The sequence below is a fragment of the Streptomyces sp. Ag109_O5-10 genome, assembly GCF_900105755.1.
Taxonomy (GTDB): Bacteria; Actinomycetota; Actinomycetes; order Streptomycetales; family Streptomycetaceae; genus Streptomyces.
Genome location: NZ_FNTQ01000001.1, coordinates 2,437,022 through 2,461,637, shown reverse-complemented (window position 1 = coordinate 2,461,637; position 24,616 = coordinate 2,437,022). Strand labels below are relative to the sequence as shown.

Sequence of the window (24,616 nt, the reverse complement as noted above, 5' to 3'; positions counted from 1 at the left end):
CACGACGGTACGTGCGCGGGTACGCCGTGCTAAGGGGGTTGTGGCGCGGATCTCTTGACCAGTTCTTGGGAAAGTCCGGGTCAGCGCGCCGGTGCCGTGGCCGTCCGCAGCTCCCGCACCGACACCACGTCCATCCGGGCCGGCGACCCCAGCACCGACACCCCGCAGCTCTCCGGGCGCGGCGGCAGCGAGGCACTCTGGGCCACGCCCACCCGCCAGCGGCGCCCGTCGGTGTGGGCGACCGTGACCTCCCAGCGTGAGGCCGTACCCTCGGTCCCCACGACGCTCAGCGCGCCGGCCGTGTACTCGCCCACCGTCTCGCGCACGGCCAGTTCGGCCGCCTGGCCGGGCCGTTCCCAGGCGGAGCAGCCCCGGCACCCGTCCAGCACCACACGGCCCTCGTGGATGCCGTGCAGGACCTCCTTGACGGCATGGGCCTCGGCACGGCCGTAGGCGTAGCCGTACGGCAGGACGAGCACCGTCGGGGAGAAGCGATGACCACCCAGATGGGTGACCTCCCAGATGCCCTCCACCCCGGACGCGGCCAGCTCGGCGGCGAGCGGGCGCCCCAGCAGGGCGCAGCAGCGGTCGCGCCTGCCGTTGGTGCAGACGAGCGCGAGCGGGCTGCCCGGGTGGGGCCGGCCGCCGAGGGCCGCGCCGAACGAACGGTGGTCGCCCGCGCCGAGCGCGGCGAGGTCGAGGTCGAGCAGGCGGGCCGGATCGCGGGTGGTGGCGCTGTGCAGCCAGACGTTGCCGGGGACCGTGTGGGCGACGTACACCTGGCGTACGGCGGGGACGCCCAGGTCGGCGTGGCGACCGGGACGGCGGATGAGCGCGACCCGTACGCCGGTTCCTTCGGCGGCCGCCTCCAGGGCGCGGCCCAGTGCGGGGTCCAGGTGGCTCGAAGTGAGCGCCTTGGGACCCCACGGCCCGGGTTGTTCCAGCAGCAGCCACGTCGTCGCGGTGGCCGCGGTGCCCGAAACGGGCTCGTCGAGCATCCGGGAGACGGTTGCGCACCTACTCACAGAGGTGAGCCTAACCTGACTTCACCCCGGATGTGACTTCCGGCCTCGCCCCCGCATTCCTCCGGTGAGGCTATTCCGGCAGGGGCTGTGGCGGTTTCGGGCCGACGTAGTGGCCGCTGGGGCGCATGCGCAGCGGGCGTTCCCCGTACTCCTCCAGGGCGTGGGCGATCCAGCCCGCCGTCCGGGCGACGGCGAAGATCGTCTCGCCCGCCGTGGCCGGCATCCCGCAGGAGGCCGTGAGCACGGCGAGCGCCAGGTCGACGTTGGCGTGCAGCGGGGCGTGCCGGGCGGTCGTCGCGACGATGTCCCGGGCCGCGAGCAGGGCGGGCTCCGCGCGGGGGACGTCCTCAAGGACTGCGAACAGCGCACGCGCGCGTGGGTCCTCGCCCTGGTAGAGGCGGTGGCCGAGGCCGGGGATGCGGCGGCCCGCGCGGAGTTCGTCCGCGATCACCGTGACCGCGGTGCCCTGGTCGAGGACGTCGAGCAGCATCCGGTGGGCGAGGCCGCTGGAGGCGCCGTGCAAGGGGCCCTCGAGCACGCCGAGCCCTGCCGACACGGCCGCGTACGCGTGCGCGCGGGCGGAGGCGGCGACCCGGACCGCGAGGGTGGAGGCGGCCAGGTCGTGGTCGACGAGCAGCGCGAGCGCGGTGTCCAGCACGCGCAGCTCGGCGTCGCCGGGTTCGATGCCGGACAGACGGCGCCACAGGCGGTGGGCCAGTGGGCCGTCGTCGTGCCGCGGCCGGCGCCGCACCGGGAGGGCGGCGACGAGCGTGGGGATCAGGACGCGCGCGGTGCCGAGAACGGACTCCTCGGACAGGTCGAAGCGCAGCGGGTCCTCGGCGGCCGCGGCGATCGTGGCCACCCGCAGCCGGTCGGTGGGCGAGGTGTGCTCGGGCAGCGCGTCGACGGCCCGGCGGGCGACCGCGACGGTGGCCTCCGGGGCGGTGAGGACCGTGCCCCGGATCATGCGGCCCGTCCACAGCCACTCGGCCACCTCCTCGTAGGAGTGGTGCGCGGCGAGCTCGGTGGCGTCGACACCCCGGAAGAAGTACCGGTCCTGGTCGATCAGCGTGATCCGGGTGCGCACCGACAGATCGCCGCCGGAGCCCGGACTCCCGGCGGCCTCCCGCCTGTTGCGCCGGGCGAGCGCCGCCACCTCCCCGGCGTCGAAGGTGCTGGCACGGCCCCCGGGCTCGCGTCTGCTGCTGAGCTGACCCCGGCTCACGTAGGCGTACACGGTCTCGGGCTTCACGCCGAGCAGTTCGGCGGTCTCCCTGGTGCTCAGCCGCCGCGCGGGACTGCCGGGAACGGGGTGTTGATCGTGCATGGGCGTCACCGTAGCCGCTTCGCCACGGGTTGACTCGATCAATGTTGACGGGGATCGAGTGGCCAGGGTTGACGGGGGCCCAGGGGCGCACCGGTGCCGGAGGCCGGCGGCGGTGTCGGCATGGGTGACGCGGACGACGTCCTGTTCGACGATCGGTCCGGTCGCGGAGCCTGCGCGCCGCCGCCGGTGACGGCGGCGGTCGCCGGGACCATAAGCTCACTGCATGACCGACCACACCCGTACCCTCTCCCTGGTCCTGGGTCTGATCAGGAGCGGAGCGGCCGTGACCAGGCCGGACCTCGGCCGGCAGACCGGGCTGGGCCGGACGATCATCACGCAGCGGGTGGACCACGCGCTCCGGGTCGGCCTGGTGGCCGAGGGCGAGCCGGCCCCCTCCACCGGCGGACGGCCCTCCCGCATCCTGCGGATCGCGTCCGGCCGCGGTGCCGTCCTCGGTGCGGTGTTCGGCGCCACCCATCTGCACGCCGCGGTGACCGACCTCGACGGGACCCTGCTCGCCGACCGGCGGGTGCCGTGGGACATCGAGTCGGGCCCCGAGGCCTCCCTGGCCACGCTCGTCGGGACGGCGGAGCGGCTGCTCAGCCCCGAACTGGGGGAGCGCCTGTGGGGGGTGTGCGTGGGCGTTCCGGGTCCGGTCGACTTCGCGCGCGGGATGCCGGTGCGGCCGCCCATCATGGCCGGCTGGCACGGCTTTCCGCTCCGGGACCGGCTCGAGGCGCACTACGACGTACCGGCCTGGGTCGACAACGACGCCAACCTGATGGCGCTGGGCGCCTGGAGCCGGACCCGGGCGACCGCCGGTGACAACATCCTGCTCGTCAAGGCGAGCACCGGCATCGGCCTGGGCCTGATGTCCAGGGGCCGGCTGCACCGGGGAGCGCGCGGCGCGGCCGGCGACCTCGGGCACACCATCGTCGCCGAGGAGTCCCGGCACCGGTGCCGGTGCGGCAAGTTCGGGTGCCTCGAAGCGTTCGCGGGCGGCTGGGCCCTCAGCCGTGACGCCCGCGCCGCGGCCCTGGAGGGACGCAGCCCCTTCCTGGCCGAGCGGCTGGAGCGCCTGGAGCGGCTGGAGCGCCGGGACGCGCCGCTGTCCGTCACCGACGTGCTCGACGGCTGCCGGTCCGGCGACCGGGTCAGCATCGAGCTCGTCACCAGGGCGGGCGAGCTGGTCGGCGGGCAACTGGCGACGCTCGTCAGCGTCTTCAACCCCTCGACGGTCTACCTCGCCGGAGTGCTGGCCCAGGCCGGCGACGTGTTCCGCGACCCCGTCGCCGAGGTCGTGGCCAGGCGTTCCCTGCCGCTGGCCACCGACGAACTCGTGATCGCCCGGGTCGACCTCGGCCGCGCCGAGGGGGTCGTTGGAGCGGCGACCCTGGCCATCGACGAGCTGCTGCACCCGGACCTGCTCGACCGGTGGCTCCGGGACGGCAGCCCGCGCGGGATCCGCGCCCGCACCGGCGACCTCACCGGGCCGCTTCCCCTCGAGGTGCCGCTGGCGGGGGCGCGGTAGCGACTTACCTGCCCGCGGCCGGTACGTCGACCCAGCCGCCGCCGCGCGCCGAGCCGACGACCGCCGCCGCGAGCTCCGCCGCGCGCAGTCCGTCGGCGAAGGACGGCATGCCGGTGACCTGTTCGCCGCGGATCGCCGCGTAGGCGTCGGCCACGAAGTCGGCGAAGGCCTCGTAGTAGCCCTGCGGATGCCCGGCCGGCAGACCGGCCGCCCGCCCCGTGGGGGCGCCGGGCCGGTTGGGGTCGCGCAACAGCACCTCGTTGGCGGTCCGGCCGCCGACCCACAGCGACTCGGGGGTCTCCTGGCGGAACGCGTAGCTGGCCTCCGGCCCGTCGAAGGAGAACGACAGCGCGTTCTTGTACCCGGCGGAGACCTGGCTGACCACCACCGATCCGATCGCCCCCGCGTCGGTTTCGAGGAGGACGACCGCGCCGTCCTCGGTCTCCACCGGGCGCGGGGTGCCGTCGGGCCCCGGTCGCGCCGGGACCGCGCGGGCGAAGGACGCGTTCACCCGGGTGATCCGCTGCCCGGTCACGAACTCGGCGAGGTCGCACCAGTGGACCCCGATATCCCCGAACGCGCGCGTGGCACCGCCGGCCGCCGGGTCGACCCGCCAGTTGGTGGCCTCGGTGTCGGCGAGCCAGTCCTGCAGATAGCTGCCGTGGATGAGCCACGGCGGCCGGTGCCCGGGCCGCCGGATCCGCTCGCGCGCCTCCCGTACGGACGCGTAGTAGCGGTAGACGAAGGGCACGGCGGTGACCAGCCCCCGCTCCGCCGCCAGTTCGGTCAGCTCGCGTGCGGTCGCGGCGTCGGTGGCCAGCGGCTTCTCGCAGACGACCGGCACCCCGGCCGTGAGGGCCGCACGGCAGAACTCGGCGTGCGTGGCGTTGGGCGTGCACACGTGCAGTACGTCGACTCCGTGCCGCAGCAGGTCCTCGACCGAGTCGAAACCCTGCCCGGCCCGGAGCTGCGCGGCAGCGCGCCGACCTTTCTCGGGCGTCGACCCGACCACGCCCACCACGTCGCCGCCGGCCACGAGCGCGGACCGGGTGTGCACGGCCCCCATGAAGCCGGTACCGATGACACCGACGCGCATGACACGCACCTCTTTCTCTCTCAAGAGCTAACGGAGCTACGGAGCTAACGGAGCTAACGGAGCTAACGCGTGAACAGATCGAAAAAACGGAGAGCAACGATTCCCGCAAGGTCGACTTTTGCTCACCGTAAGCTAAAGTGGCGGGAACGCCAAGGAGGCCGCACATGAACCAGAGCCAGGCACAGAGCCGGGAACCGGCCCGGCAGCCGGTCACCCTCTTCACCGGTCAGTGGGCGGATCTGCCGTTCGAGGAGGTGGCGCGGCTGGCGAGCGAGTGGGGCTACGACGGACTGGAGATCGCGGCCTCCGGCGACCACCTGGACCTGGCCCGTGCCGAGGCCGATCCCGACTACCTGCCCCACCGGCAGGCGATCCTCGAGCGCCACGGGCTGAAGGTCTGGGCGATCTCCCACCACCTCGGCGGCCAGGCCGTCTGTGACGACCCGATCGACTTCCGCCACCAGGCCATCCTGCGCCCGGAGATCTGGGGCGACGGCGACCCGGAGGGCGTCCGGCAGCGCGCGGCCGAGGACATGAAGCGCGCCGCCCGCGTCGCCCGCAGGCTCGGCGCCGACACCGTCGTCGGGTTCACCGGATCGAAGATCTGGAAGTACGTCGCGATGTTCCCACCGGTCTCCCAGGCGGTGATCGACGAGGGGTACGAGGACTTCGCGCGCCGCTGGAACCCGATCCTCGACGTCTTCGACGCCGAGGGCGTGCGCTTCGCCCACGAGGTCCACCCGTCCGAGATCGCCTACGACTACTGGACCAGCGAGCGCACCCTCGAAGCGATCGGCCGCCGCCCCGCTTTCGGCTTCAACTGGGACCCCTCGCACATGATCTGGCAGGGGGTCGACCCCGTCGGCTTCATCACGGACTTCGCCGACCGCATCTACCACGTCGACTGCAAGGACACCCGCCTGCGGCCGCCGTCGGGACGTGCCGGGATCCTCGGCTCCCACCTGCCCTGGGGCGACCCGCGCCGGCGCTGGGACTTCGTCTCCGTCGGCCACGGGGACATGCCCTGGGAGGACGCCTTCCGTGCCCTGGCCGCCATCGGCTACGAGGGCCCCGTCTCGGTGGAGTGGGAGGACGCGGGCATGGACCGACTGCACGGCGCGGCCGAGGCCGTCGGCCGGATCCGCTCCGCCCTGTGGCCGCTGCCCAAGGCGTCCTTCGACTCGGCCTTCAGCAACCAGTGAGCGCGCCGGGCGGGGGGCAGACGACCTTGGGGGAGCGAGCGTCACGCGGGCTTCGCCGGCTTCCCGGTCCGGTGTCTGGCTGAGGTGGAGGAGACCGGCTGCCCGGCCGAGCGCACGTGCGCCGCCGGGATCCTCGGCCTGCTCACCGCGTGGACCAGCAGCGGGAACAGGCCCAGGCCGCCCATCCGGACGCCGGGCTTGCCGTGGTCAACGGCATGGGCTGGGCGCTGCGCCGCCTCACAGCGCCGGGTGGAACACCCCCGGCTGGGAACAGGTAGTCGACGGCGGGTCTGTCCGTTCGCATGGCCGGGCCGCGCCACTGCTTCAGCTGGTCGATGCATCGCTCGACCGCGTTGCGTTGCCGATATGACTCGGCGTCGAAGGCCGGTGGGCGGCCGCCTGGCCTGCGGCCGCCGTCGCGGGCCGATCCTCCGCCGAACCGTCCGAGATCGACCGGGCCACCCGCCTCACTCGTTTGGCAACAGCCCAGCTCGACGCGTGGGCCCGGCCCCGGGTACGGGGAAGACCCACACCGCCAAACCGCGTCCTACGCCGCCAGTACGGCTACCCCGTTTGAGGAATCCAGCACTAGCGCTTGATGCCTACGCCCGCCAGCAGACTGATCTGGGCGTCCGTGGGCTCCGTACCGTCGGCCGGTTTGGCGGGCCGCCAGCGGTGGCAGCACACGATGCCGGGCTCGATCAGGTCGAGTCCGTCGAAGAAACGGCGTACGTCGCTGTGGGAACGGAATTGCACGGGTGCCCCGGACTTGGTGTAGACCTCCGCGACCTTGTTCCAGGTATCGGGATCGAAGTCAGGCGTGCAGTGGTTCATCGCGAGGGCGCTGCCGGCCGGAAGCGGGTCGAGCAGCCGGCGGATGATGGCGTACGGGTCGTGCGGGTCGGTGATGAAGTGCATGAGCGCGTTGAGGGAGAGCACGATGGGCTGGTCGAAGTCCAGGACGTCCGCGTCCTGTACGGCGGCCATCAGCGCGTCGGGGTCTCGGACGTCGGCCTCGACGTAGGCCGTACGTCCCTGCTTCGTGCTGCGCATGAGGCGTTCGGCGTACTTCAGGACGAGGGGGTCGTTGTCGGCGTACACGACGCGGGCGTCGGTCGCGACGGACTGGGCGACCTGGTGCAGGTTCGGTTCGGTCGGGATGCCCGTGCCGATGTCGAGCCACTGGCGGATGCCGTGCTCCTGCGCCAGGACGCGGGTGGCACGGTGCATGAACGCCCGGTTCTCGCGGGCTGTCACGTAGATGCCGGGGTGGGCGGTGGCGGCGACCAGGGCCGCTTCCTTGTCTATCTCGAAGTGGTCCTTCCCGCCCAGGAAGTAGTCGTACATCCGGGCCGAGTGCGCCTTGCTCGTGTCGAGTTCTCGGCCGGCCTGGCTGGTGGTCATGTTCTCCCCTTCGTGCGTGTATGTCTTCAGCCCGCAGGCCAGGAATGGGCCCCGCTGCACTCCCTGCCGTTCACCGCCCGTCACTTTGCGGCCACGGCGCAACGGTCGCCGACGAGCAGGCTCGTCGCGGTGGACGGCCCGCAGTCCGCTCCGCCGCACAAGCGCTTCGTATCCCCTGTCCCAGGCCAGACGACGCGAGCCGCACGCACCGCAGTCGACGTCCGCGCATCTCACGAACGGCCGCTGGTGCGTTGCTGCTGGAACGGGGATCAGTCACGCCCAACCTCCTGGGGAGCTGCCAACGACCCTACCCGCGTGACGACTTGACGTCGTCACCAAGGTGATAACCGCGTTGCTGAAATTATCAGGGCGAAGGCGCAGCCTGTCACTGCCCGGAACGGGTGCGAGACCGGCCGCGCCGAGAGGAACGGTGATGGTCGCCTTCCGCCAGCACCAGCTCGTTCGCGTCCTGTCGCTCTGACCCGCCACACCGCAGGACCGAGCACGCCTCAGGGGTGCCTGACGGCGGGGCGGAGGCCCGGATGCCGGGGCGCCGCTTTCGCAGCCGCCTGGAGGACACAGTCGGCCGGCCCCGCACGAGCGCGCCGCTCCGCTCATCTCCGACCACCCCGACGCCGTCCTCTCCCCGGTACGGCCTGCCGCGCTTCCCCGGCAGGCGCAGTACCAGAACGCTACGGCAGGCACGCGGGCCACGGCAGGTCGTGGCACGGCGGCAATCCCTACGGGTGAACCTGGGTTGACGAAAGCCTGGAGCCTGCCCGGAGGCCGCCTGTACGGGCGCCAACCGCCACCGGGCACGGGTGGGTTCCGGGACGGCCTCAGGCAACGGGCGCCGGCCCCTGGACGGCGAGGTACGAATCGCCGCCGAGGAGTCGGGCGCGGTTGCCCCCGTTGGACTCGTGCGGGACGCCGAGGAGCCGGGCGCGGTTGCCCTCGTTGAACTCGTGCGGGACGCCGAGGGGGACGGCACTGACTTCGGGCAGGCGGGTGTACTGCTCGTCGGTGAGCGCCACTTCGAGAGAGCCGAGGTAGTCGTCGAGGTGACGGGTGGTGCGGGGGCCTATGAGCGGAACGAACGGTGTGACGGAGAGCGCGCCGCGCTCCCGGATCCAGGCCATGGAGACCTCACCGAACGGATCATGTTCTTGCGGTTGTTGCCCGTCTTGGAGACGTCCGCCTGCTGTTCCGTGCCGACGCTGAACTTGCCGGCGAGGACGAAGTGGTTGCGGTCGGACGCGATGAACCCAAGTGCGCCCGGCGAGGCCAGGGTCTGGTGACCTGCCGGCGCACGATGCGGAAGCGCCGTTCGCCGGTGATCGCCGCCGCGCCGCGTCTCACACCGCCTGCGCCTGACGCCGCTCCCACTGCTCCTTCGTGATCTCGTACCGCACACCCCCGTGTTCGGAACCCTCAACCGCCATCATGTCGTCCGGCGTGGGGATGCTCCCCGCGAGCGTCATCCCGAGCTTCTCCATGACGTTGCGCGAAGGGCGGTTCACGGTCATCGTCTCGGCCCAGACCATGCGCATGCCGAGCTCGGCGAACCCCTTCGCCAGCAGCGCCCGCGAGACCTCCGTGGCGTAGCCCCGTCCCCAGGCCGCCCGGCGCAGGCGGTAGCCGAGCTCGGCCTCCTCACGCGGGCCGCTGCGCAGCGGGCGCAGGCAGAACCAGCCGACGAACGCGCCGCCGTCCTTCTCGTGCGCGGCGAACAGGCCGAGGTCGTGATCCCAACGCTCGTAGCCGGCGAGGATGCTGGGGATGACGAGGTCGCGGACCTCCTCCGGCGGGGTCGGAGCGCCGCCGGTCAGGTAGCGCATCACCGCCGGGTCGCTGTCCAGCTCGATCAGCAGGTCCGCGTCCGCGGCGGCGAAGGGGCGCAGGATCAGGCGCTCGGACTCCAGGTAGGTGATCACGTGAGGATCATGGCCGAGACGGGGCGGACGGTCCAGGGAGTTATCGGGCCGCGTCCGTCACCGGGCGGGGTGCCGGAGGAGCGGCGTGGCACGGCCGCCTTCACGGCCACCGCCGAGGACCCGAACCTCTCTCTCGCTCGCCTCGCCGTTGCTCCGCGACCGCCGACGCCGGTGTGCCGGCAGGCCTCGCCGTCGCGGTGACCACTGTGCCGACCACGCTGGGACGGCGTGTGCGCGCACGCATGCTCGCCTCGGTGATCGACGTTCTGCTGCGGCCGCACTCACTGTCCCGACGGCGACACCCTGTGCCGGCCGCCGCGGCGACCGGCATGGAACCGTCGGATTCCCGGCCTCGTCGTTCCGCGGTCGCGCTCCCGCAGCGAGTCGGGGAGCGGCGGTGATCGCAGACTGAGAGGGCGCGGGGCCCGGGATGGCGTCCAGACCGGTCAGCACCCCGGGTCGCGTTCGCCGCGGGCCATGGCCTGAAGCATGTCCAGGGCGGAATTACCGGCGATGTCGTGGTCAGGCCGCTGGTGCGAAGGCCGTGATGGCCTCGACAAGGTCGGACGGGGCTTCCAGCGGGATCAGGTGACCGGCGTGCGGGATCACCACGAAGTCGGCCTGGGAGAGGTAGGGCACCAGGTTGTCGCGGAGCACGTCGACGGGTTCGACCTGATCGTTCTCTCCGGCGACGACGAGGGCGGGAACGCTGACCAGGCGCGTCTGCTCGGTGATGTCCTGCGCGATGCCGCGCAGCGGCCACTCGGCGCGGGCGGCGTCGGTGACGGTCCGCGCATCGGTCACGATCTGCGCCTTGACCGATGCGGGCAGCTCGGTGGCGGTGAGGATGTGGTCCCGTGCCCCGGCTACGGAATCGGCGGAGTCGTAGGCGTGCGACAGGGCTTCCTGGTACTCGGGTGTGATCTGTGCGGCGGGCTTCGCCGGGCCGGAGCCGACCAGGACGATGCCACGCAGGCCGGCGGGCCGGGTGGCCGCGACCAGCTGTGCGACCTTGCCCCCCATCGAATGCCCCACCAGGACGTAGTCGGTGACCCCCGCGTCGCCGAGCACGGCGAGCGTGTCGTCGGCGAGCTGACCGAGCGTGTAGGGGCCGGGCAGAGCGCTCGACCGGCTCCACCCGCGGAAGTCGGCCGTGACCACGTCACGGCCCGCGAGGCGGTCGACAACGAGGTCCCAGGTACGGGCGGAACCACCCCAGTAGTGCAGGAACACCAGGGTCGGTCCGGTCCCCGTCCGGTGGTCGTAAACGGGCAGAAGCGTCTGCTGCGTCATGCTCATGCTGGTCTTGTCCCCATCGGTGTTCTGAGCGATTGTCCTTTGAGTCCATTAGAAGTTCCGCACCTTGACGGGGCATCGGCGTGACTGGTCGCCCGATGGTGAAAACTGGACACGTGACCGTGATCCGGCAGATGACCTACCAGCCCGCAGGGCGCCGTGCCGCCGCGGTCGAGACCATGACGTTCGACCGCCTTCGCGAGCTGAACGACGGCGGCACCCAGCGCGCCGACTTCCACGTCCTCGCCGTCATCGACGCCGGACGCGGCTCGGCCACGGTGGACTTCCTCCACCACCCGCTCACGGAGCGGTCCGCGGTGTGGATTCCACCCGGAGCGGTGCACCGGTGGGACGACATCGGCGATGTGGCGGGGCACCTCGTACTGTTCGTGCCGACAGCGCCGGTCACCCACGCCACCCGGCAGCTTGTCGCCTCCCCGGACCTGGCCGCGCACTGGAGCATCCCCGACGCCGACTGGCTGTTCGTCGACACCGCGCGCAACCATCTCCTCCTCGAAGCGTCCGCCCCACCCGAGGACTTCTCCACGGAGCTGCCCGAAATCCTGCTTTCCGCGCTCATCGCCCGGCTGCGGCCCCCGCACGCCGAAGCGCGGTTCGCACATCCGGTGTTCCGGTTGTTCCGCTCCAGCGTCGAGACGCACTTCCGTAACCATCACGACGCCGGCTACTACGCCCGTGCTCTGGGATACGCGCCCCGCACCCTCTCCCGAGCCGTGCAGCAGGCCACGGGCCGCACCGCGAAGGCGTACATCGTCGACCGGATCATCCTGGAGGCCAAACGGCTCCTCGCGCACGACCGCCTCACCGCGGCCGCCTGCGCCGCCACGCTCGGCTTCCCCGACGCATCCAACTTCTCGGTGTTCTTCCACAAGTCGACAGGCGTGCGCCCGGGCGCGTGGAAGGCGACGGCAGCCGTCGAGTGAGGCGGTGCACTCGAGAACGGCACTCCCGCCCACCATCACGGAGTGTCACAGCCATGATCGCCGACACTCCGTACCCGCCTCGCCGCCTCGCCACCTTGGCGCCGTCGGGCCGGTGGCACGGTACGTGGGACCGCAGCCGGAGGCGGCAGGCGCCGTCACCGCGTAGCCGGAACGGGGCGCGGTGCCGGTCCGGCGGGATTTCCTATCCTGGACCGGCCCGCCACCCGCACCCGCGCGAAAGAGGCCCCCCGTTGGAGCACCACCCCACCTCCCGGCAGATCCCGGTCGTCGTCCTCGCCGGATTCCTGGGGTCCGGGAAGACCACGCTCCTCAACCACCTGCTGCACCGCAGCGGAGGCAGCCGGATCGGGGCGATCGTCAACGACTTCGGGGCCATCGAGATCGACGCGATGGCCGTGGCCGGCGCCCTCGGCGACTCGACCGTCTCCCTCGGCAACGGGTGCCTGTGCTGCGCCGTCGACGCCAGTGAACTGGACGTCTACCTGGAGCGGCTCGCGGGCCCCGGCACCGGCGTCGACGTGATCGTCATCGAGGCCAGCGGTCTCGCCGAACCCCGGGAACTCGTCCGGATGCTGCTCGCCAGCGAGCACCCCGGCATCGTCTACGGCGGCCTCGTCGAGGTCGTCGACGCCGCCGAGTTCGACGACACCCGCGCCCGGCACCCCGAGATCGACCGGCACCTCGCCCTCGCCGACCTGGTCGTCGTCAACAAGCTCGACCGGGCCGCGGAGGGCGGCGAGCGCGTCCTCGGACTGGTGCGGTCGCTCAGCGACCGCGGGGCCGCCGTCGTCCCCGCGACCTACGGCCGTGTCGACCCCGAGTTCCTGTTCGACTGCCGGCCCAGGGAGGAGCGCATCGGGCAACTGTCCTTCGACGACCTGCACGACCATCACGACGGCGGCGCGGACGGCGGCGCGCACGGGGGGCATCTGCACACCGCCTACGACACCCTGTCCTTCGCCACCACGCTGCCCCTCGACCCCCGTCGGCTGATGGCCTTCCTCGACAGCCGTCCCGAGGGGCTCTACCGGATCAAGGGATACGTCGACTTCGGGCCGCACGACACCGGCAACCGGTACGCCGTGCATGCCGTGGGCCGGTTCCTGCGGTTCTATCCGGAGGCCTGGGGAGGCGGCGAGGAACGGCTCACGCAGCTCGTGCTCATCGGCTCCGGCATCGACGCGACCGCGCTCCGCAAGGAGCTGGAGGCGTGCACGAACGACGCCCCACACGCCGACGAACACGGCATGTGGGGCGTCCTGCGCTACGTCCAGGGCCTGGCGGACGGCCCCGACGGCGACGGGTACGAGGCCTAGACCGGGCCCGCCACCACCGACACCGTCTTCGCCAGCGACACGCCGGAGCCGTCGCGGCGCGGGTCGATCTCCGGGAGGTCGACCGGGGTGCCGTTCTTCTGCGCGGCCTTCGCCGGGACCGGGCCCGCCCAGGCGAAGGACAGGCAGTCCTCGCCCTTCAGGAACCGCTGGCAGCGCACGCCGCCGGTGGCCCGGCCCTTGCGGGGGTACTGGTCGAACGGCGTCAGCTTGGCCGTCGTCTGCACCGAGTCGTCGAGGGTGCCGCGCGAGCCGGCCACCGTGAAGACCACGGCGTCGGCGGCCGGGTCGACGGCCGTGAAGGAGATGACCTTCGCGCCCTCGGTGAGCTTGATGCCGGCCATGCCGCCCGCCGGACGGCCCTGCGGGCGCACCTGGGAGGCCTGGTAGCGCAGCAGCTGCGCGTCGTCGGTGATGAAGACCAGGTCCTCCTCGCCGGTGCGCAGCTCCATCGCGCCGACGATCCGGTCGCCCTCCTTGAGGGTGATGACCTCCAACTCGTCCTTGTTGGACGGGTAGTCGGGGACCACGCGCTTGACCACGCCCTGCTCGGTGCCGAGGGCGAGACCCGGCGAGGACTCGTCCAGGGTGGTCAGGCAGACCACCGACTCGCCGTCCTCCAGGGAGAGGAACTCGGAGAGCGGGGCGCCGCCGGCCAGGTTCGGCGCGGTCGCCGTCTCCGGGAGCTGGGGGAGGTCGACGACGTTGACGCGCAGCAGCCGGCCCGCCGAGGTGACCGCGCCGATCTCACCGCGCGCGGTCGCGGGGACCGCCGAGACGATGACGTCGTGCTTGGCGCGCCTGCCGTCGGAGTCCTCCGCGAACGGCTCGCCGTTCATGGTGCGGGCGAGCAGGCCCGTCGAGGACAGCAGCACCCGGCACGGGTCGTCGGCCACCTGGAGGTCCACCACGGCCGCCGGGGCGCCCGAGGCCTCCAGCAGGACGGTGCGCCGCTCGGTGCCGAACTTCTTGGACACCGCGGCCAGTTCGGCCGAGACCAGCTTGCGCAGCTCCGCGTCCGAGTCCAGGATCCGGGTCAGCTCGGCGATCTCCGCGGTGAGCCTCTCCTTCTCCGACTCCAGCTCGATGCGGTCGTACTTGGTCAGACGGCGCAGGGGCGTGTCCAGGATGTACTGCGTCTGGACGTCCGACAGCGAGAAGCGCTCGATCAGGCGCTCCTTGGCCTGCGCGCTGTTCTCGCTGGAGCGGATCAGCCGGATGACCTCGTCGATGTCGACGAGGGCGGTGAGCAGACCCTCCACCAGGTGCAGCCGGTCGCGGCGCTTGCCGCGGCGGAACTCGCTGCGCCGGCGGACCACGTCGAAGCGGTGGTCCAGGTAGACCTCGAGCAGCTCCTTGAGGCCGAGGGTGAGCGGCTGGCCGTCCACCAGGGCCACGTTGTTGATGCCGAAGGACTCCTCCATCGGCGTCAGCTTGTAGAGCTGCTCCAGGACCGCCTCCGGCACGAAGCCGTTCTTGATCTCGACGACCAGGCGCAGCCCGTGCTCGCGGTCGGTGAGGTCCTTGACGTCGGCGATGCCCTGCAGCTTCTTGGCGTTGACCAGATCCTTGATCTTGGCGATGACCTTCTCGGGGCCGACCGTGAAGGGCAGTTCGGTGATGACCAGGCCCTTGCGGCGGGCCGTCACCGTCTCCACCGCCACCGTCGCCCGGATCTTGAAGGTGCCGCGGCCCGTCTCGTAGGCGTCCCGGACGCCCTCGAGGCCGACGATCCGGCCGCCGGTGGGCAGGTCGGGGCCGGGGACGTGCTTCATCAGCGCGTCCAGGTCCGCGTTCGGGTAGCGGATCAGGTGCCGGGCGGCCGCGATCACCTCGCCGAGGTTGTGCGGCGGCATGTTCGTCGCCATGCCGACGGCGATCCCCGACGAGCCGTTCACCAGCAGGTTCGGGAACGCGGCGGGCAGCGCGACCGGCTCCTGCTCCTGGCCGTCGTAGTTGGGCGCGAAGTCGACCGTGTCCTCGTCGATCGACTCGGTCATCAGGCTGGTCGCCTCGGCCATCCGGCACTCGGTGTACCGCATGGCGGCCGGCGGGTCGTCGTTGCCCAGCGAGCCGAAGTTGCCGTGGCCGTCGACCAGCGGGACCCGCATCGAGAACGGCTGGGCCATGCGCACCAGCGCGTCGTAGATCGACGAGTCGCCGTGCGGGTGCAGCTTGCCCATCACCTCGCCGACCACGCGCGCGCACTTCACGTAGGCGCGGTCGGGGCGCACACCCATCTCGTTCATCTGGTAGACGATCCGGCGGTGCACCGGCTTGAGGCCGTCGCGGGCGTCCGGCAGGGCGCGCGAGTAGATGACCGAGTACGCGTACTCGAGGTAGGAGCCGCGCATCTCGTCCACGACGTCGATGTCGAGGATCCTCTCCTCGAACGAGTCGTCGGGCGGCGGGGTCTTCGTGCTGCGGCGGGCCATCGCTGCCGGCTCCTTGCTCATGCGTGAACGGGATCTGACGCGGACCATTGTGGACCGCGGCACTGACAACCCGGGCCAGGACCCGGTCTCCGCGGCCCGCCCCGGTACCGGTGGGCCGCCCGGAGCGCGGCCCGGAGACATTCGAGGCGGGTCGGACGCAGGCTACGCGATCCACTCGCGCGATCCGCTGTGGGCGTACGTCGTGCGGGAACTTCGCCCGGCTCCCGCACGCTTGCATACAGTGGCAGGACCGGTAGAAAAACCGCGGTTCGGGACCGCTTCCGCGAGCGAAGGGACGTACATGCCCATGGGTCACACGACCACGGCCGAGACAGGCTCCGGAGGCCTGGCAGCGACCGAGCACCGCTTGGCCAACGGTCTGCGCGTGGTGCTCTCCGAGGACCACCTGACCCCGGTCGCGGCGGTCTGCCTCTGGTACGACGTCGGTTCCCGGCACGAAGTCAAGGGGCGCACCGGCCTGGCTCACCTTTTCGAGCACCTGATGTTCCAGGGCTCCGCGCAGGTGAAGGGCAACGGCCACTTCGAGCTCGTCCAGGGCGCCGGCGGCTCGCTCAACGGCACCACGAGCTTCGAGCGCACCAACTACTTCGAGACCATGCCCGCCCACCAGCTGGAGCTCGCGCTCTGGCTGGAGGCCGACCGCATGGGCTCGCTGCTCGCCGCCCTGGACGACGAGTCGATGGAGAACCAGCGGGACGTCGTCAAGAACGAGCGCCGCCAGCGCTACGACAACGTCCCCTACGGCACGGCTTTCGAGAAGCTGACCGCGCTCGCCTATCCGGAGGGCCACCCCTACCACCACACGCCGATCGGCTCGATGGCGGACCTGGACGCGGCCACCCTGGAGGACGCGCGCGCGTTCTTCCGCACCTACTACGCGCCCAACAACGCGGTGCTCTCCGTGGTCGGCGACATCGACCCGGAGCAGACCCTCGCCTGGATCGAGAAGTACTTCGGTTCCATCCCGGCGCACGACGGCAAGCCCGCCCCGCGCGACGGCTCGCTGCCCGAGGTCATCGGCGAGCAGCTGCGCGAGGTCGTCGTCGAGGAGGTCCCCGCGCGGGCGCTGATGGCCGCCTACCGGCTCCCGGAGGACGGCACGCGCGCGTCCGACGCGGCCGACCTGGCCCTCACCGTCCTCGGCGGCGGCGAGTCCTCTCGCCTCTACAACCGCCTGGTACGGCGCGACCGTACCGCCGTAGCGGCCGGCTTCGGCCTGCTGCGGCTCGCCGGGGCGCCCTCGCTCGGCTGGCTGGACGTGAAGACCTCCGGTGACGTCGAGGTACCGGTCATTGAGGCCGCCATCGACGAGGAGCTCGCCCGGTTCGCCGAACAGGGCCCGACGCCCGAGGAGATGGAGCGCGCCCAGGCCCAGCTGGAGCGCGAGTGGCTGGACCGGCTGGGCACCGTCGCCGGCCGCGCGGACGAACTGTGCCGCTTCGCCGTCCTGTTCGGCGACCCGCAGCTCGCCCTGACCGCCGTCGAGCGCGTCCTCCAGATCACCCCGGAAGAGGTCCAGGAGGTCGCCAAGGCCCGTCTGCGGCCCGACAACCGCGCGGTACTCGTCTACGAACCGAAGTCCCCGGAGACGGTCGAGGACGCCGACGTACCCGAGGACCCCGAGGCCGAGGCCACGGTAGAAGCCGGCGACAACAACGAGGAGACGGCCAAGTGACCGAGCTCGCCACCATGGACTTCCACCCCCAGCCGCAGCCGGGCGAGGCAAAGCCCTGGGCCTTCCCGGCCCCCGAGCGCGGCACCCTGGACAACGGCCTGACCGTGCTGCGCTGCCACCGCCCCGGCCAGCAGGTCGTCGCCGTCGAGGTGCTCCTGGACGCGCCCCTGGACGCCGAGCCGGCCGGCCTGGACGGCGTCGCCACCATCATGGCGCGGGCCTTCTCCGAGGGCACCGACAAGCACTCCGCCGAGGAGTACGCCGCCGAGCTGGAGCGGGCCGGCGCCACCCTCGACGCGCACGCCGACCACCCCGGCGTCCGGATCAGCCTGGAGGTCCCAGCCTCCCGGCTCGCCAAGGGGCTCGGGCTGCTCTCCGACGCCCTGCGGGCGCCCGCCTTCGCCGAGAGCGAGGTCGAGCGGCTGGTCCGCAACCGCCTCGACGAGATCCCGCACGAGCTGGCCAACCCCAGCCGCCGCGCCGCCAAGGAGCTCTACAAGGAGCTGTTCCCGTCTACCGCACGGATGTCCCGGCCGCGCCAGGGCACCGAGGACACCGTCGAGAAGATCGACGCGGCCGCCGTCCGCGCCTTCTACGACCGGCACGTGCGTCCCGCCACGGCCACCGCGGTCGTCGTCGGCGACCTGACCGGCATCGACCTGGACGAGCTGCTCGGCGAGACCCTGGGCGCCTGGCGCGGCTCCACCGCGCAGCCCCGCCCGGTCCCGGCGGTGACGGCCGACGACACCGGCCGGGTCGTCATCGTGGACCGCCCCGGCGCCGTCCAGACCCAGCTGCTCATCGGCCGCGTCGGCCCCGACCGGCACGACCGGGTCTGGCCCGCCCAGGTGCTCGGCACCTACTGCCTGGGCGGCACCCTCACCTCCCGCCTGGACCGCGTCCTGCGCGAGGAGAAGGGCTACACCTACGGCGTCCGTTCCTTCGGGCAGGTCCTGCGGTCCGCCCCCGACGGCACCGGCGCCTCGATGCTCGCCATCAGCGGCTCCGTGGACACCCCGAACACCGGCCCGGCCCTGTCGGACCTGTGGACGGTGCTGCGCACGCTCGCGGCCGGGGGCCTCACGGACGCCGAGCGTGACGTGGCCGTGCAGAACCTCGTCGGGGTGGCGCCGCTCAAGTACGAGACGGCGGCGGCCGTCGCGGGCACCCTGGCCGACCAGGTCGAGCAGTACCTGCCCGACGACTTCCAGGCCACGCTGTACCGGCAACTGGCCGCTACCGGCACCGTGGAGGCCACCGCGGCGGTCGTGAACGCCTTCCCGGTGGACCGTCTGGTGACGGTCCTCGTCGGGGACGCGGCGCAGATCAAGGAGCCCGTGGAGGCGCTCGGGATCGGCGAAGTCACGGTCGTCGCCGCCGAGTAGCGGCACGCGCGCGTGCGGAGCCCTGGTGACCACCCGGTCACCAGGGCTCTGGAATGTCCGAATTGGGGCGGAGGTTGCCTGTCTGCCCTGTGGGATGCGCGACAAAAACGGTGATCCGTTTGAGCATTGAAGGCAGGCCCTCGTAGGTTCTTCCGGGCTGTCCGTCAGGCATCGCGCCGCGTCCGCGGCACCGGACAGCCATCGCCGAGTCCCCGTACGGCGCGAGCCAGGGGAGCCGGGGACCCACGCAGTCCCTGGGGTGAATCGGGCGCCCGCGCGTGTCGCGAGGGGGCCCGTAGGAGACCTTCCTGCTCCGAACCCGTCAGCTAACCCGGTAGGCGAGAGGGAAGGAAAGGACCAGCCTCTACATGGCGTTCATGTGCGCCTCCGGGAAGCACCGTCGTCCCGGCCGGGTGAAGCGCACCACCGCGCAGGCCGCCGGTATCGCGGCCCTCACCACCACGGGTGTCATCGGCACCGTCTCCGCCGCCCCGGCGCTCGCCGCCGAGAACTCCGTGGAGCAGACCGGCCTCACCCCGGTCATCACGATCAGCGACTCCGTCGCCGAGCAGATCGACGCCCAGGCCGCCGCCCAGAAGGCGGTCGCCGAGCGCAAGGCGGCCGAGGAGGCCGCCCGGAAGAAGGCCGCGGAGCAGGCCGAGAAGGAGCGCGCGGCCAAGGCACGCGCCGCCCGCGAGGCCGAGCGCAAGCGCCTCAACACCTTCGTCGCGCCGATCAGCGACTCCTACGTCTCCACCGGCTACAAGACCGGCGGCTCCCTGTGGTCCTCCGGCGCCCACACCGGTATCGACTTCCACGCCGCGAGCGGCACGGCCGTGCACGCGGTCGGCACCGGCACGGTCGTCTCCACCGGCTGGGGCGGGGCGTACGGCAACGAGATCGTCATCAAGATGGCCGACGGCATGTACACCCAGTACGGTCACCTCTCGTCCATCGGCGTCTCGGTGGGGCAGCAGGTCACCCCGGGCCAGCAGATCGGCCTCTCCGGTGCGACCGGCAACACGACCGGTCCCCACCTCCACTTCGAGGCCCGCACGACCCCCGAGTACGGCTCCGACGTCGACCCGGTCGCCTACCTCCGCAAGCACGGCGTCAGCGTCTGACGGAGGCGTCGCGCCGAGGCCGACGTGGTTGCGCCGTGTGCGAGGGGTACGGGTGCGTCGTGGGTGCTCGCGAGGGTCCCCGCGCCCCTTGCAGGGGCGTCACGCACAGCGCCCCTTCAGGGGCGCGGGGAACCGCGCGAGCAACCCCCCAGCGCGCCGGCAGTCGACCACCGAGGCGAACCGGGGAGAGCACTGCGGAAGCAACCCGTGAGATCTTCCGGAGCCCCGGCCATGTGCCGGGGCTTTCGTCGTTTTCGTGCCACTCCTGTCCAAAATATATCCCTGGATTCCGGCCCCCCTTCGGAAATTCCCGCTCATTGCAATAGAGTCACGGAACGGACGCCACTCGGCGGCGTTTCAGTGGGATTAAGGCGGAGGTCGGACATGCGTATTCCGGCGCACTCGGTATGCACGGCGATCCGGGACGACATCGTCGCGGGTGTCTACGAGCGGGGCAGCCGGCTCACCGAGGAACTCCTGGCCCGTCGTTACGGGGTCTCGCGCGTCCCCGTCCGTGAGGCCCTGCGCACCCTGGAGGCCGAGGGCTTCGTGGTGACGCGTCGGCACGCGGGCGCGTGCGTGGCCGAACCGACCGAGCAGGAGGCCGCCGACCTGCTGGAGATGCGCATGCTCCTGGAGCCGCTCGGCGCCTCCCGGGCCGCCCAGCGCCGCACCGAGGCCCACCTCAAGGTGCTGCGCGGGCTGGTCAGGCTGGGGCAGGAGCGGGCCCGGCGGGGCAACAGCGAGGACCTGCGCTCCCTCGGCGGCTGGTTCCACGAGACCCTCGCGCAGGCCTCCGGCAGCCACGCCCTGACCTCGACGCTCACCCAGCTGCGCCACAAGATCGCCTGGATGTACACCGTGGAGACGCCCGCCAACCCCGTGGAGTCCTGGGCCGAGCACGGCGCCATCGTGGACGCGGTGGCGCGGGGGGACGGCGACCGCGCCCGGGCGATCACGGCCCTGCACACCGAACGCTCGACGGTCTCCCACCGGCTGCGATTTCCCGGCGCCACCGAACGGGCGAACGGTGTGAGGACTTCGCAACATCCCGTAAACATGTCGGGCCTGCGGCATTAACACGCGCGCCGTATACAAAGAGGTGTTATTCGGCGGGGCGTATTTCCGCTGCCCGAATTCGAGCGTGCCGGAAATTCGCGGGCGCGCTCGTTCCGTATGCTCGCGGTAAAGTCGGGTGCCGGGTTTCCGTGAACTCCCGGGCGGGATCGTCGTAAATCCGGGTGCGGTTCCGTATGGGCGGCGGGGAAACGGCGGGGCCGCGCCGACCCCCCATGGGAGTGGCGCGGCCCCGGACGTGCGGGCGCGGGTCGCTCAGACGGTCTCGGGGAGCTCCTCGAGGCCCTCGGCGACCAGCTTGGCCAGGCGGTCGAGGGCGGCGTCCGCGCCCTCGGCGTCGGAGGCGAGGACGATCTCCTCGCCGCCCTGGGCGCCCAGCCCCAGGACAGCCAGCATGGAGGCCGCGTTGACGGGGTTGCCGTCGGCCTTGGCGATCGTCACCGGGATACCTGCGGCCGTGGCGGCCCGGACGAAGATGGAAGCGGGGCGGGCGTGGAGGCCCTCGGCCCAGCCGACGTTGACGCGGCGCTCAGCCATGTGATGCTGCCCTTCGGTGTTCAGGGTTGTCTAGACCAGTTTCCCATATCGTGAAGCATGCCCGGAGGGGGCGTGGGCCCCTTCGGGTGTGTCGTCGGACCGCGGCCTCGGTCCGACGTCCGTCCTCCACAGACTGCCTCGCGCCGTTGTCGGACGCGAGCCGTACTCTGGGGCCCATGCAGACCCCGGCGGACCCGCAGGACCGGCACGAGTACCCGTCCCACTGGGAGGCTGACGTGGTGCTGCGCGACGGGGGTACCGCGCGCGTCCGGCCCATCACCGTCGATGACGCCGAGCGCCTGGTCAGCTTCTACGAGCAGGTCTCGGACGAGTCGAAGTACTACCGCTTCTTCGCGCCCTACCCCAGGCTCTCCGCCAAGGACGTCCACCGCTTCACGCACCACGACTTTGTGGACAGGGTGGGACTCGCGGCCACCGTCGGCGGCGAGTTCATCGCAACCGTACGCTATGACCGCATTGGCGCCGACGGGACGCCCGCCTCCGCCCCCGCCGACGAGGCCGAAGTCGCCTTCCTCGTCCAGGACGCCCACCAGGGCCGGGGCGTCGCCTCCGCCCTCCTCGAGCACATCGCGGCCGTCGCGCGCGAGCGCGGGATCCGCCGCTTCGCCGCCGAGGTGCTGCCCGCCAACACCAAGATGATCAAGGTGTTCATGGACGCGGGCTACACCCAGAAGCGCAGCTTCGAGGACGGTGTCGTCCGCCTGGAGTTCGACCTGAAGCCCACCGACCGCTCCCTCGCCGTGCAGCGCGCCCGCGAGCAGCGCGCGGAGGCCCGTTCGGTACGACGGCTGCTGGCACCGGGGTCCGTGGCCGTGATCGGCGTCGGCCGCACACCCGGCGGGGTCGGCCGCAGCGTCCTGGGCAACGTGCGGGACGCCGGCTTCACCGGCCGCCTGCACGCCGTGAACCGGGCCTTCCCCGACGACCTCAAGGAGGTCGACGGGGTGCCGGCGCACCGCTCCGTGCGGGACATCGACGGGCCCGTCGACCTCGCGGTGGTCGCGGTTCCCGCCGAGCACGTCCCCGAGGTCGTCACCGAGTGCGGCGAGCACGGCGTCCAGGGACTCGTCGTCCTCGCCGCGGGCTACGCGGAGAGCGGCCCCGACGGCCGCGAGCGCCAGCGCGCGCTCGTCCGGCAGGCCCGCACCTACGGCATGCGCATCATCGGCCCCAACGCCTTCGGCATCATCAACACCGCGGACGGCGTCCGGCTGAACGCCTCTCTCGCACCCGAGATGCCCCGCCCCGGCCGCATCGGCCTGTTCGCCCAGTCCGGTGCCATCGGCATCGCCCTGCTCTCCCGGCTGCACCGGCGCGGCGGCGGCGTCACCGGCACCACCGGCGTCTCCACCTTCGTCTCCTCCGGCAACCGCGCGGACGTCTCCGGCAACGACGTCCTGCAGTACTGGTACGACGACCCCGAGACGGACGTCGTCCTCATGTACCTGGAGTCCATCGGCAACCCGCGCAAGTTCACCCGCCTCGCGCGGCGGACGGGGGCGGCGAAGCCGCTCGTCGTGGTGCAGGGCTCGGGGCAGGCGCCGCCGGGCCACGCGGTCCGGGCGACGCGGCTGCCGCGCGCCACGGTGTCCGCGCTGCTCAGGCAGGCCGGGGTGATCCGCGTCGACACGATCACCGAACTGGTCGACGCGGGGCTGCTGCTCGCCAGGCAGCCGCTGCCGGCGGGGCCGCGGGTGGCGATCCTCGGCAACTCCGAGTCGCTCGGGCTGCTGACGTACGACCGGTGCCTGGCCGAGGGGCTGCGGCCGGCCCGGCCGCTGGACCTGACGACGCGGGCGAGTGCCGCGGACTTCCACCGGGCGCTGTCGCGGGCGCTGGCCGACGACTCGTGCGACGCGGTGGTCGTCACGGCCATCCCGACGATCGGGGAGGGGGCGGTGGGGGACGCGGAGCTGGGGGAGGCGCTCAGGTCGGCGGCCGAAGAGGTTCCGGGCAAGCCGGTTCTCGTGGTGCACGTGGAACTCGGAGGGCTTGCGGAGGCGCTTTCGGCCGCGGGCCGTACCGCACCGCACGGGGGTGCACCGGCACCCGGCACTGGTGGGGGTGCACCGGCACCCGGCACTGGTGGCGGTGCCCACCCGTTCCGCCCTGCGGAACGCCTGCCCACCGCGGAGGCCGCGCAAGCGGTGCAGGCCGCGGAGCCCGCGGAGATCGCTGAAGCGGTGGAGATCGCGAAGACCACGGAGGCCGCGGAGCACGCGGGGATCGCGAAGGCCGGGGAGAGCGCACGGGCCGCGGAAGCGGTGGGGCCGTCGGTCGCGCCGCCGCGGTCTCCGAAGCCCTTCGCCCCCGAGATCCCCGAGACCTCCCGGACCCCCCGCCCCCATTCCCGGCTCATCCCCGCCTACCCCGCCGCCGAGCGGGCCGTTCGGGCGCTGGCCGAGGCGGTGAAGTACGCGCAGTGGCAGCGGGAGGCCGCCGATCCCGGGAAGGTGCCCGAGTACGACGACATCGACGAGCGGGGCGCCGCCGAGCTGATCGGAGGGCTGCTCGAACGCGGCCAGGGGCTCACCATCGGCGCCGAGGAGACCTGCCGGCTCCTCGGCAGGTACGGCATCGACGTGCACCGTGCCCTGGCCGCCCCCACTCCCGATGCCGCCGTCGACGCCGCCCGCGCCCTCGGCTACCCCGTCGCCCTCAAGGCGACCGCCCCCCACCTGCGGCACCGCGCCGACCTGGGCGGTGTGCGGCTCGACCTGGCGGACGAGGAGCAACTGCGCCGGGCGTACGACGAGTTGCGCGAGCTGTTCGGGCCGCCCGAGGAGCTGCGGCCGGTGGTGCAGCGGCTGGCGCCCCGGGGCGTGGACACCGTCGTACGGGCCGTGATCGACCCCGCCGCCGGAGCCGTGGTGTCCTTCGGCCTCGCCGGGGCCGCCTCGCAGCTGCTCGGGGACATGGCGCACCGGCTGGTTCCGGTCACCGACCGGGACGCCACCTCACTGGTGCGCTCGATCCGGACCGCGCCCCTGCTGTTCGGCTGGCGCGGCTCGGCCCCCGTCGACACGCCCGCCCTGGAGGAGCTGCTGCTCAGGGTCTCCCGGCTGGTGGACGACCACCCCGAGGTCGTCGCGGTCACCCTGGAACCGGTCGTGGTCGCCCGGCAGGGCGTGAGCGTGCTGGGCGCCACCGTGCGTCTCGCCCCACCGCCGGCCCGCGACGATCTGGGCCCGCGCACCCTGCCCGCCTACTGACCCGCCCGCCCGTCG

General features: G+C 72.3%; 18 protein-coding genes and 1 riboswitch. Of the genes, 9 read left to right on the top strand and 9 right to left on the bottom strand.

The window, feature by feature from the left end; translation table 11 throughout:
• Positions 1-80: 80 nt before the first annotated feature.
• Positions 81-1,025: a sucrase ferredoxin gene (locus BLW82_RS11285; protein WP_093498662.1), complete on the bottom strand. Its 945-nt coding sequence runs from the start codon at positions 1,023-1,025 to the stop codon at positions 81-83.
• 70 nt (positions 1,026-1,095) lie between these two features.
• Positions 1,096-2,352 carry a citrate synthase gene (locus BLW82_RS11280; protein WP_093498661.1) on the bottom strand — a complete coding sequence of 419 codons (1,257 nt, stop codon included), beginning with the start codon at positions 2,350-2,352 and terminating at the stop codon, positions 1,096-1,098.
• A 223-nt stretch (positions 2,353-2,575) separates the two neighbouring features.
• Between BLW82_RS11280 and BLW82_RS11275 the strand changes: the two genes are divergently transcribed.
• Entirely contained in the window at positions 2,576-3,883 is a 1,308-nt protein-coding gene (locus tag BLW82_RS11275; RefSeq protein ID WP_093498660.1) for an ROK family protein, read from the top strand.
• Between the two features lie 4 nt (positions 3,884-3,887).
• Here BLW82_RS11275 and BLW82_RS11270 read toward each other — a convergent pair whose 3' ends face one another.
• On the bottom strand, positions 3,888-4,979 hold the full coding sequence (locus BLW82_RS11270) for a Gfo/Idh/MocA family protein (RefSeq protein ID WP_093498659.1): 1,092 nt from the start codon (positions 4,977-4,979) through the stop codon (positions 3,888-3,890).
• Between the two features lie 164 nt (positions 4,980-5,143).
• On the opposite strand from BLW82_RS11270, the gene BLW82_RS11265 reads away from it, so the two are divergent.
• Positions 5,144-6,181, top strand: a complete 1,038-nt coding sequence (locus BLW82_RS11265) for a sugar phosphate isomerase/epimerase family protein (RefSeq protein ID WP_093498658.1) — start codon at positions 5,144-5,146, stop codon at positions 6,179-6,181.
• Positions 6,182-6,769: 588 nt separating this feature from the next.
• Here the strand turns inward: BLW82_RS11265 and BLW82_RS11260 are convergent.
• From BLW82_RS11260 to BLW82_RS11245, 4 genes are all read right to left on the bottom strand, one after another.
• Positions 6,770-7,585, bottom strand: coding sequence for an SAM-dependent methyltransferase (locus tag BLW82_RS11260; RefSeq protein ID WP_093498657.1), 816 nt, complete (start codon positions 7,583-7,585; stop codon positions 6,770-6,772).
• 839 nt (positions 7,586-8,424) lie between these two features.
• Positions 8,425-8,724 (bottom strand): hypothetical protein, encoded by a 300-nt coding sequence (locus BLW82_RS11255; protein ID WP_093498656.1) that lies wholly within the window; start codon positions 8,722-8,724, stop codon positions 8,425-8,427.
• Between the two features lie 216 nt (positions 8,725-8,940).
• The gene (locus BLW82_RS11250) at positions 8,941-9,519 is read right to left on the bottom strand and encodes a GNAT family N-acetyltransferase (protein WP_093498655.1); all 579 of its coding nucleotides are present in this window, start codon (positions 9,517-9,519) and stop codon (positions 8,941-8,943) included.
• Between the two features lie 522 nt (positions 9,520-10,041).
• Positions 10,042-10,818, bottom strand: coding sequence for an alpha/beta fold hydrolase (locus tag BLW82_RS11245; protein WP_093498654.1), 777 nt, complete (start codon positions 10,816-10,818; stop codon positions 10,042-10,044).
• 113 nt (positions 10,819-10,931) lie between these two features.
• Between BLW82_RS11245 and BLW82_RS11240 the strand changes: the two genes are divergently transcribed.
• On the top strand, positions 10,932-11,759 hold the full coding sequence (locus tag BLW82_RS11240) for a helix-turn-helix domain-containing protein (RefSeq protein WP_256215755.1): 828 nt from the start codon (positions 10,932-10,934) through the stop codon (positions 11,757-11,759).
• A gap of 251 nt (positions 11,760-12,010) precedes the next feature.
• Complete coding sequence (locus BLW82_RS11235; RefSeq protein ID WP_093498652.1) at positions 12,011-13,096, top strand: CobW family GTP-binding protein; 1,086 nt, start codon at positions 12,011-12,013, stop codon at positions 13,094-13,096.
• Here BLW82_RS11235 and BLW82_RS11230 read toward each other — a convergent pair.
• Entirely contained in the window at positions 13,093-15,549 is a 2,457-nt protein-coding gene (locus BLW82_RS11230) for a DNA gyrase/topoisomerase IV subunit A (RefSeq protein ID WP_093498651.1), read from the bottom strand. The genes BLW82_RS11235 and BLW82_RS11230 overlap by 4 nt on opposite strands.
• Positions 15,550-15,850: 301 nt before the next feature.
• On the opposite strand from BLW82_RS11230, the gene BLW82_RS11225 reads away from it, so the two are divergent.
• From BLW82_RS11225 to BLW82_RS11210, 4 genes are all read left to right on the top strand, one after another.
• Positions 15,851-17,245: a M16 family metallopeptidase gene (locus BLW82_RS11225; protein WP_093498650.1), complete on the top strand. Its 1,395-nt coding sequence runs from the start codon at positions 15,851-15,853 to the stop codon at positions 17,243-17,245.
• Complete coding sequence (locus tag BLW82_RS11220) at positions 17,242-18,630, top strand: M16 family metallopeptidase (protein ID WP_093498649.1); 1,389 nt, start codon at positions 17,242-17,244, stop codon at positions 18,628-18,630. Before BLW82_RS11225 ends, BLW82_RS11220 begins: the two co-directional genes overlap by 4 nt.
• A gap of 192 nt (positions 18,631-18,822) precedes the next feature.
• Positions 18,823-18,986: riboswitch (cyclic di-AMP (ydaO/yuaA leader) on the top strand.
• A 12-nt stretch (positions 18,987-18,998) separates the two neighbouring features.
• Positions 18,999-19,754 carry a M23 family metallopeptidase gene (locus tag BLW82_RS11215; protein WP_093498648.1) on the top strand — a complete coding sequence of 252 codons (756 nt, stop codon included), beginning with the start codon at positions 18,999-19,001 and terminating at the stop codon, positions 19,752-19,754.
• 384 nt (positions 19,755-20,138) lie between these two features.
• Positions 20,139-20,834, top strand: coding sequence for a GntR family transcriptional regulator (locus BLW82_RS11210; RefSeq protein ID WP_093498647.1), 696 nt, complete (start codon positions 20,139-20,141; stop codon positions 20,832-20,834).
• 252 nt (positions 20,835-21,086) lie between these two features.
• Here BLW82_RS11210 and BLW82_RS11205 read toward each other — a convergent pair whose 3' ends face one another.
• A complete protein-coding gene (locus tag BLW82_RS11205; protein WP_007385204.1) occupies positions 21,087-21,368 on the bottom strand; it encodes an HPr family phosphocarrier protein in 282 nt (93 codons plus the stop codon).
• A 176-nt stretch (positions 21,369-21,544) separates the two neighbouring features.
• On the opposite strand from BLW82_RS11205, the gene BLW82_RS11195 reads away from it, so the two are divergent.
• The gene (locus tag BLW82_RS11195; RefSeq protein WP_093498646.1) at positions 21,545-24,601 is read left to right on the top strand and encodes a bifunctional acetate--CoA ligase family protein/GNAT family N-acetyltransferase; all 3,057 of its coding nucleotides are present in this window, start codon (positions 21,545-21,547) and stop codon (positions 24,599-24,601) included.
• The last annotated feature ends 15 nt before the right edge of the window (positions 24,602-24,616 follow it).

Bases quoted from the DNA above. Each gene is read 5' to 3' on its own strand.
- BLW82_RS11280 (WP_093498661.1), bottom strand. From the start codon at position 2,352: ATGCACGATCAACACCCCGTTCCCGGCAGTCCCGCGCGGCGGCTGAGC.
- BLW82_RS11275 (WP_093498660.1), top strand. From the start codon at position 2,576: ATGACCGACCACACCCGTACCCTCTCCCTGGTCCTGGGTCTGATCAGG.
- BLW82_RS11270 (WP_093498659.1), bottom strand. From the start codon at position 4,979: ATGCGCGTCGGTGTCATCGGTACCGGCTTCATGGGGGCCGTGCACACC.
- BLW82_RS11265 (WP_093498658.1), top strand. From the start codon at position 5,144: ATGAACCAGAGCCAGGCACAGAGCCGGGAACCGGCCCGGCAGCCGGTC.
- BLW82_RS11260 (WP_093498657.1), bottom strand. From the start codon at position 7,585: ATGACCACCAGCCAGGCCGGCCGAGAACTCGACACGAGCAAGGCGCAC.
- BLW82_RS11255 (WP_093498656.1), bottom strand. From the start codon at position 8,724: ATGGCCTGGATCCGGGAGCGCGGCGCGCTCTCCGTCACACCGTTCGTT.
- BLW82_RS11245 (WP_093498654.1), bottom strand. From the start codon at position 10,818: ATGAGCATGACGCAGCAGACGCTTCTGCCCGTTTACGACCACCGGACG.
- BLW82_RS11230 (WP_093498651.1), bottom strand. From the start codon at position 15,549: ATGGCCCGCCGCAGCACGAAGACCCCGCCGCCCGACGACTCGTTCGAG.
- BLW82_RS11225 (WP_093498650.1), top strand. From the start codon at position 15,851: ATGCCCATGGGTCACACGACCACGGCCGAGACAGGCTCCGGAGGCCTG.
- BLW82_RS11215 (WP_093498648.1), top strand. From the start codon at position 18,999: ATGGCGTTCATGTGCGCCTCCGGGAAGCACCGTCGTCCCGGCCGGGTG.
- BLW82_RS11210 (WP_093498647.1), top strand. From the start codon at position 20,139: ATGCGTATTCCGGCGCACTCGGTATGCACGGCGATCCGGGACGACATC.
- BLW82_RS11205 (WP_007385204.1), bottom strand. From the start codon at position 21,368: ATGGCTGAGCGCCGCGTCAACGTCGGCTGGGCCGAGGGCCTCCACGCC.
- BLW82_RS11195 (WP_093498646.1), top strand. From the start codon at position 21,545: ATGCAGACCCCGGCGGACCCGCAGGACCGGCACGAGTACCCGTCCCAC.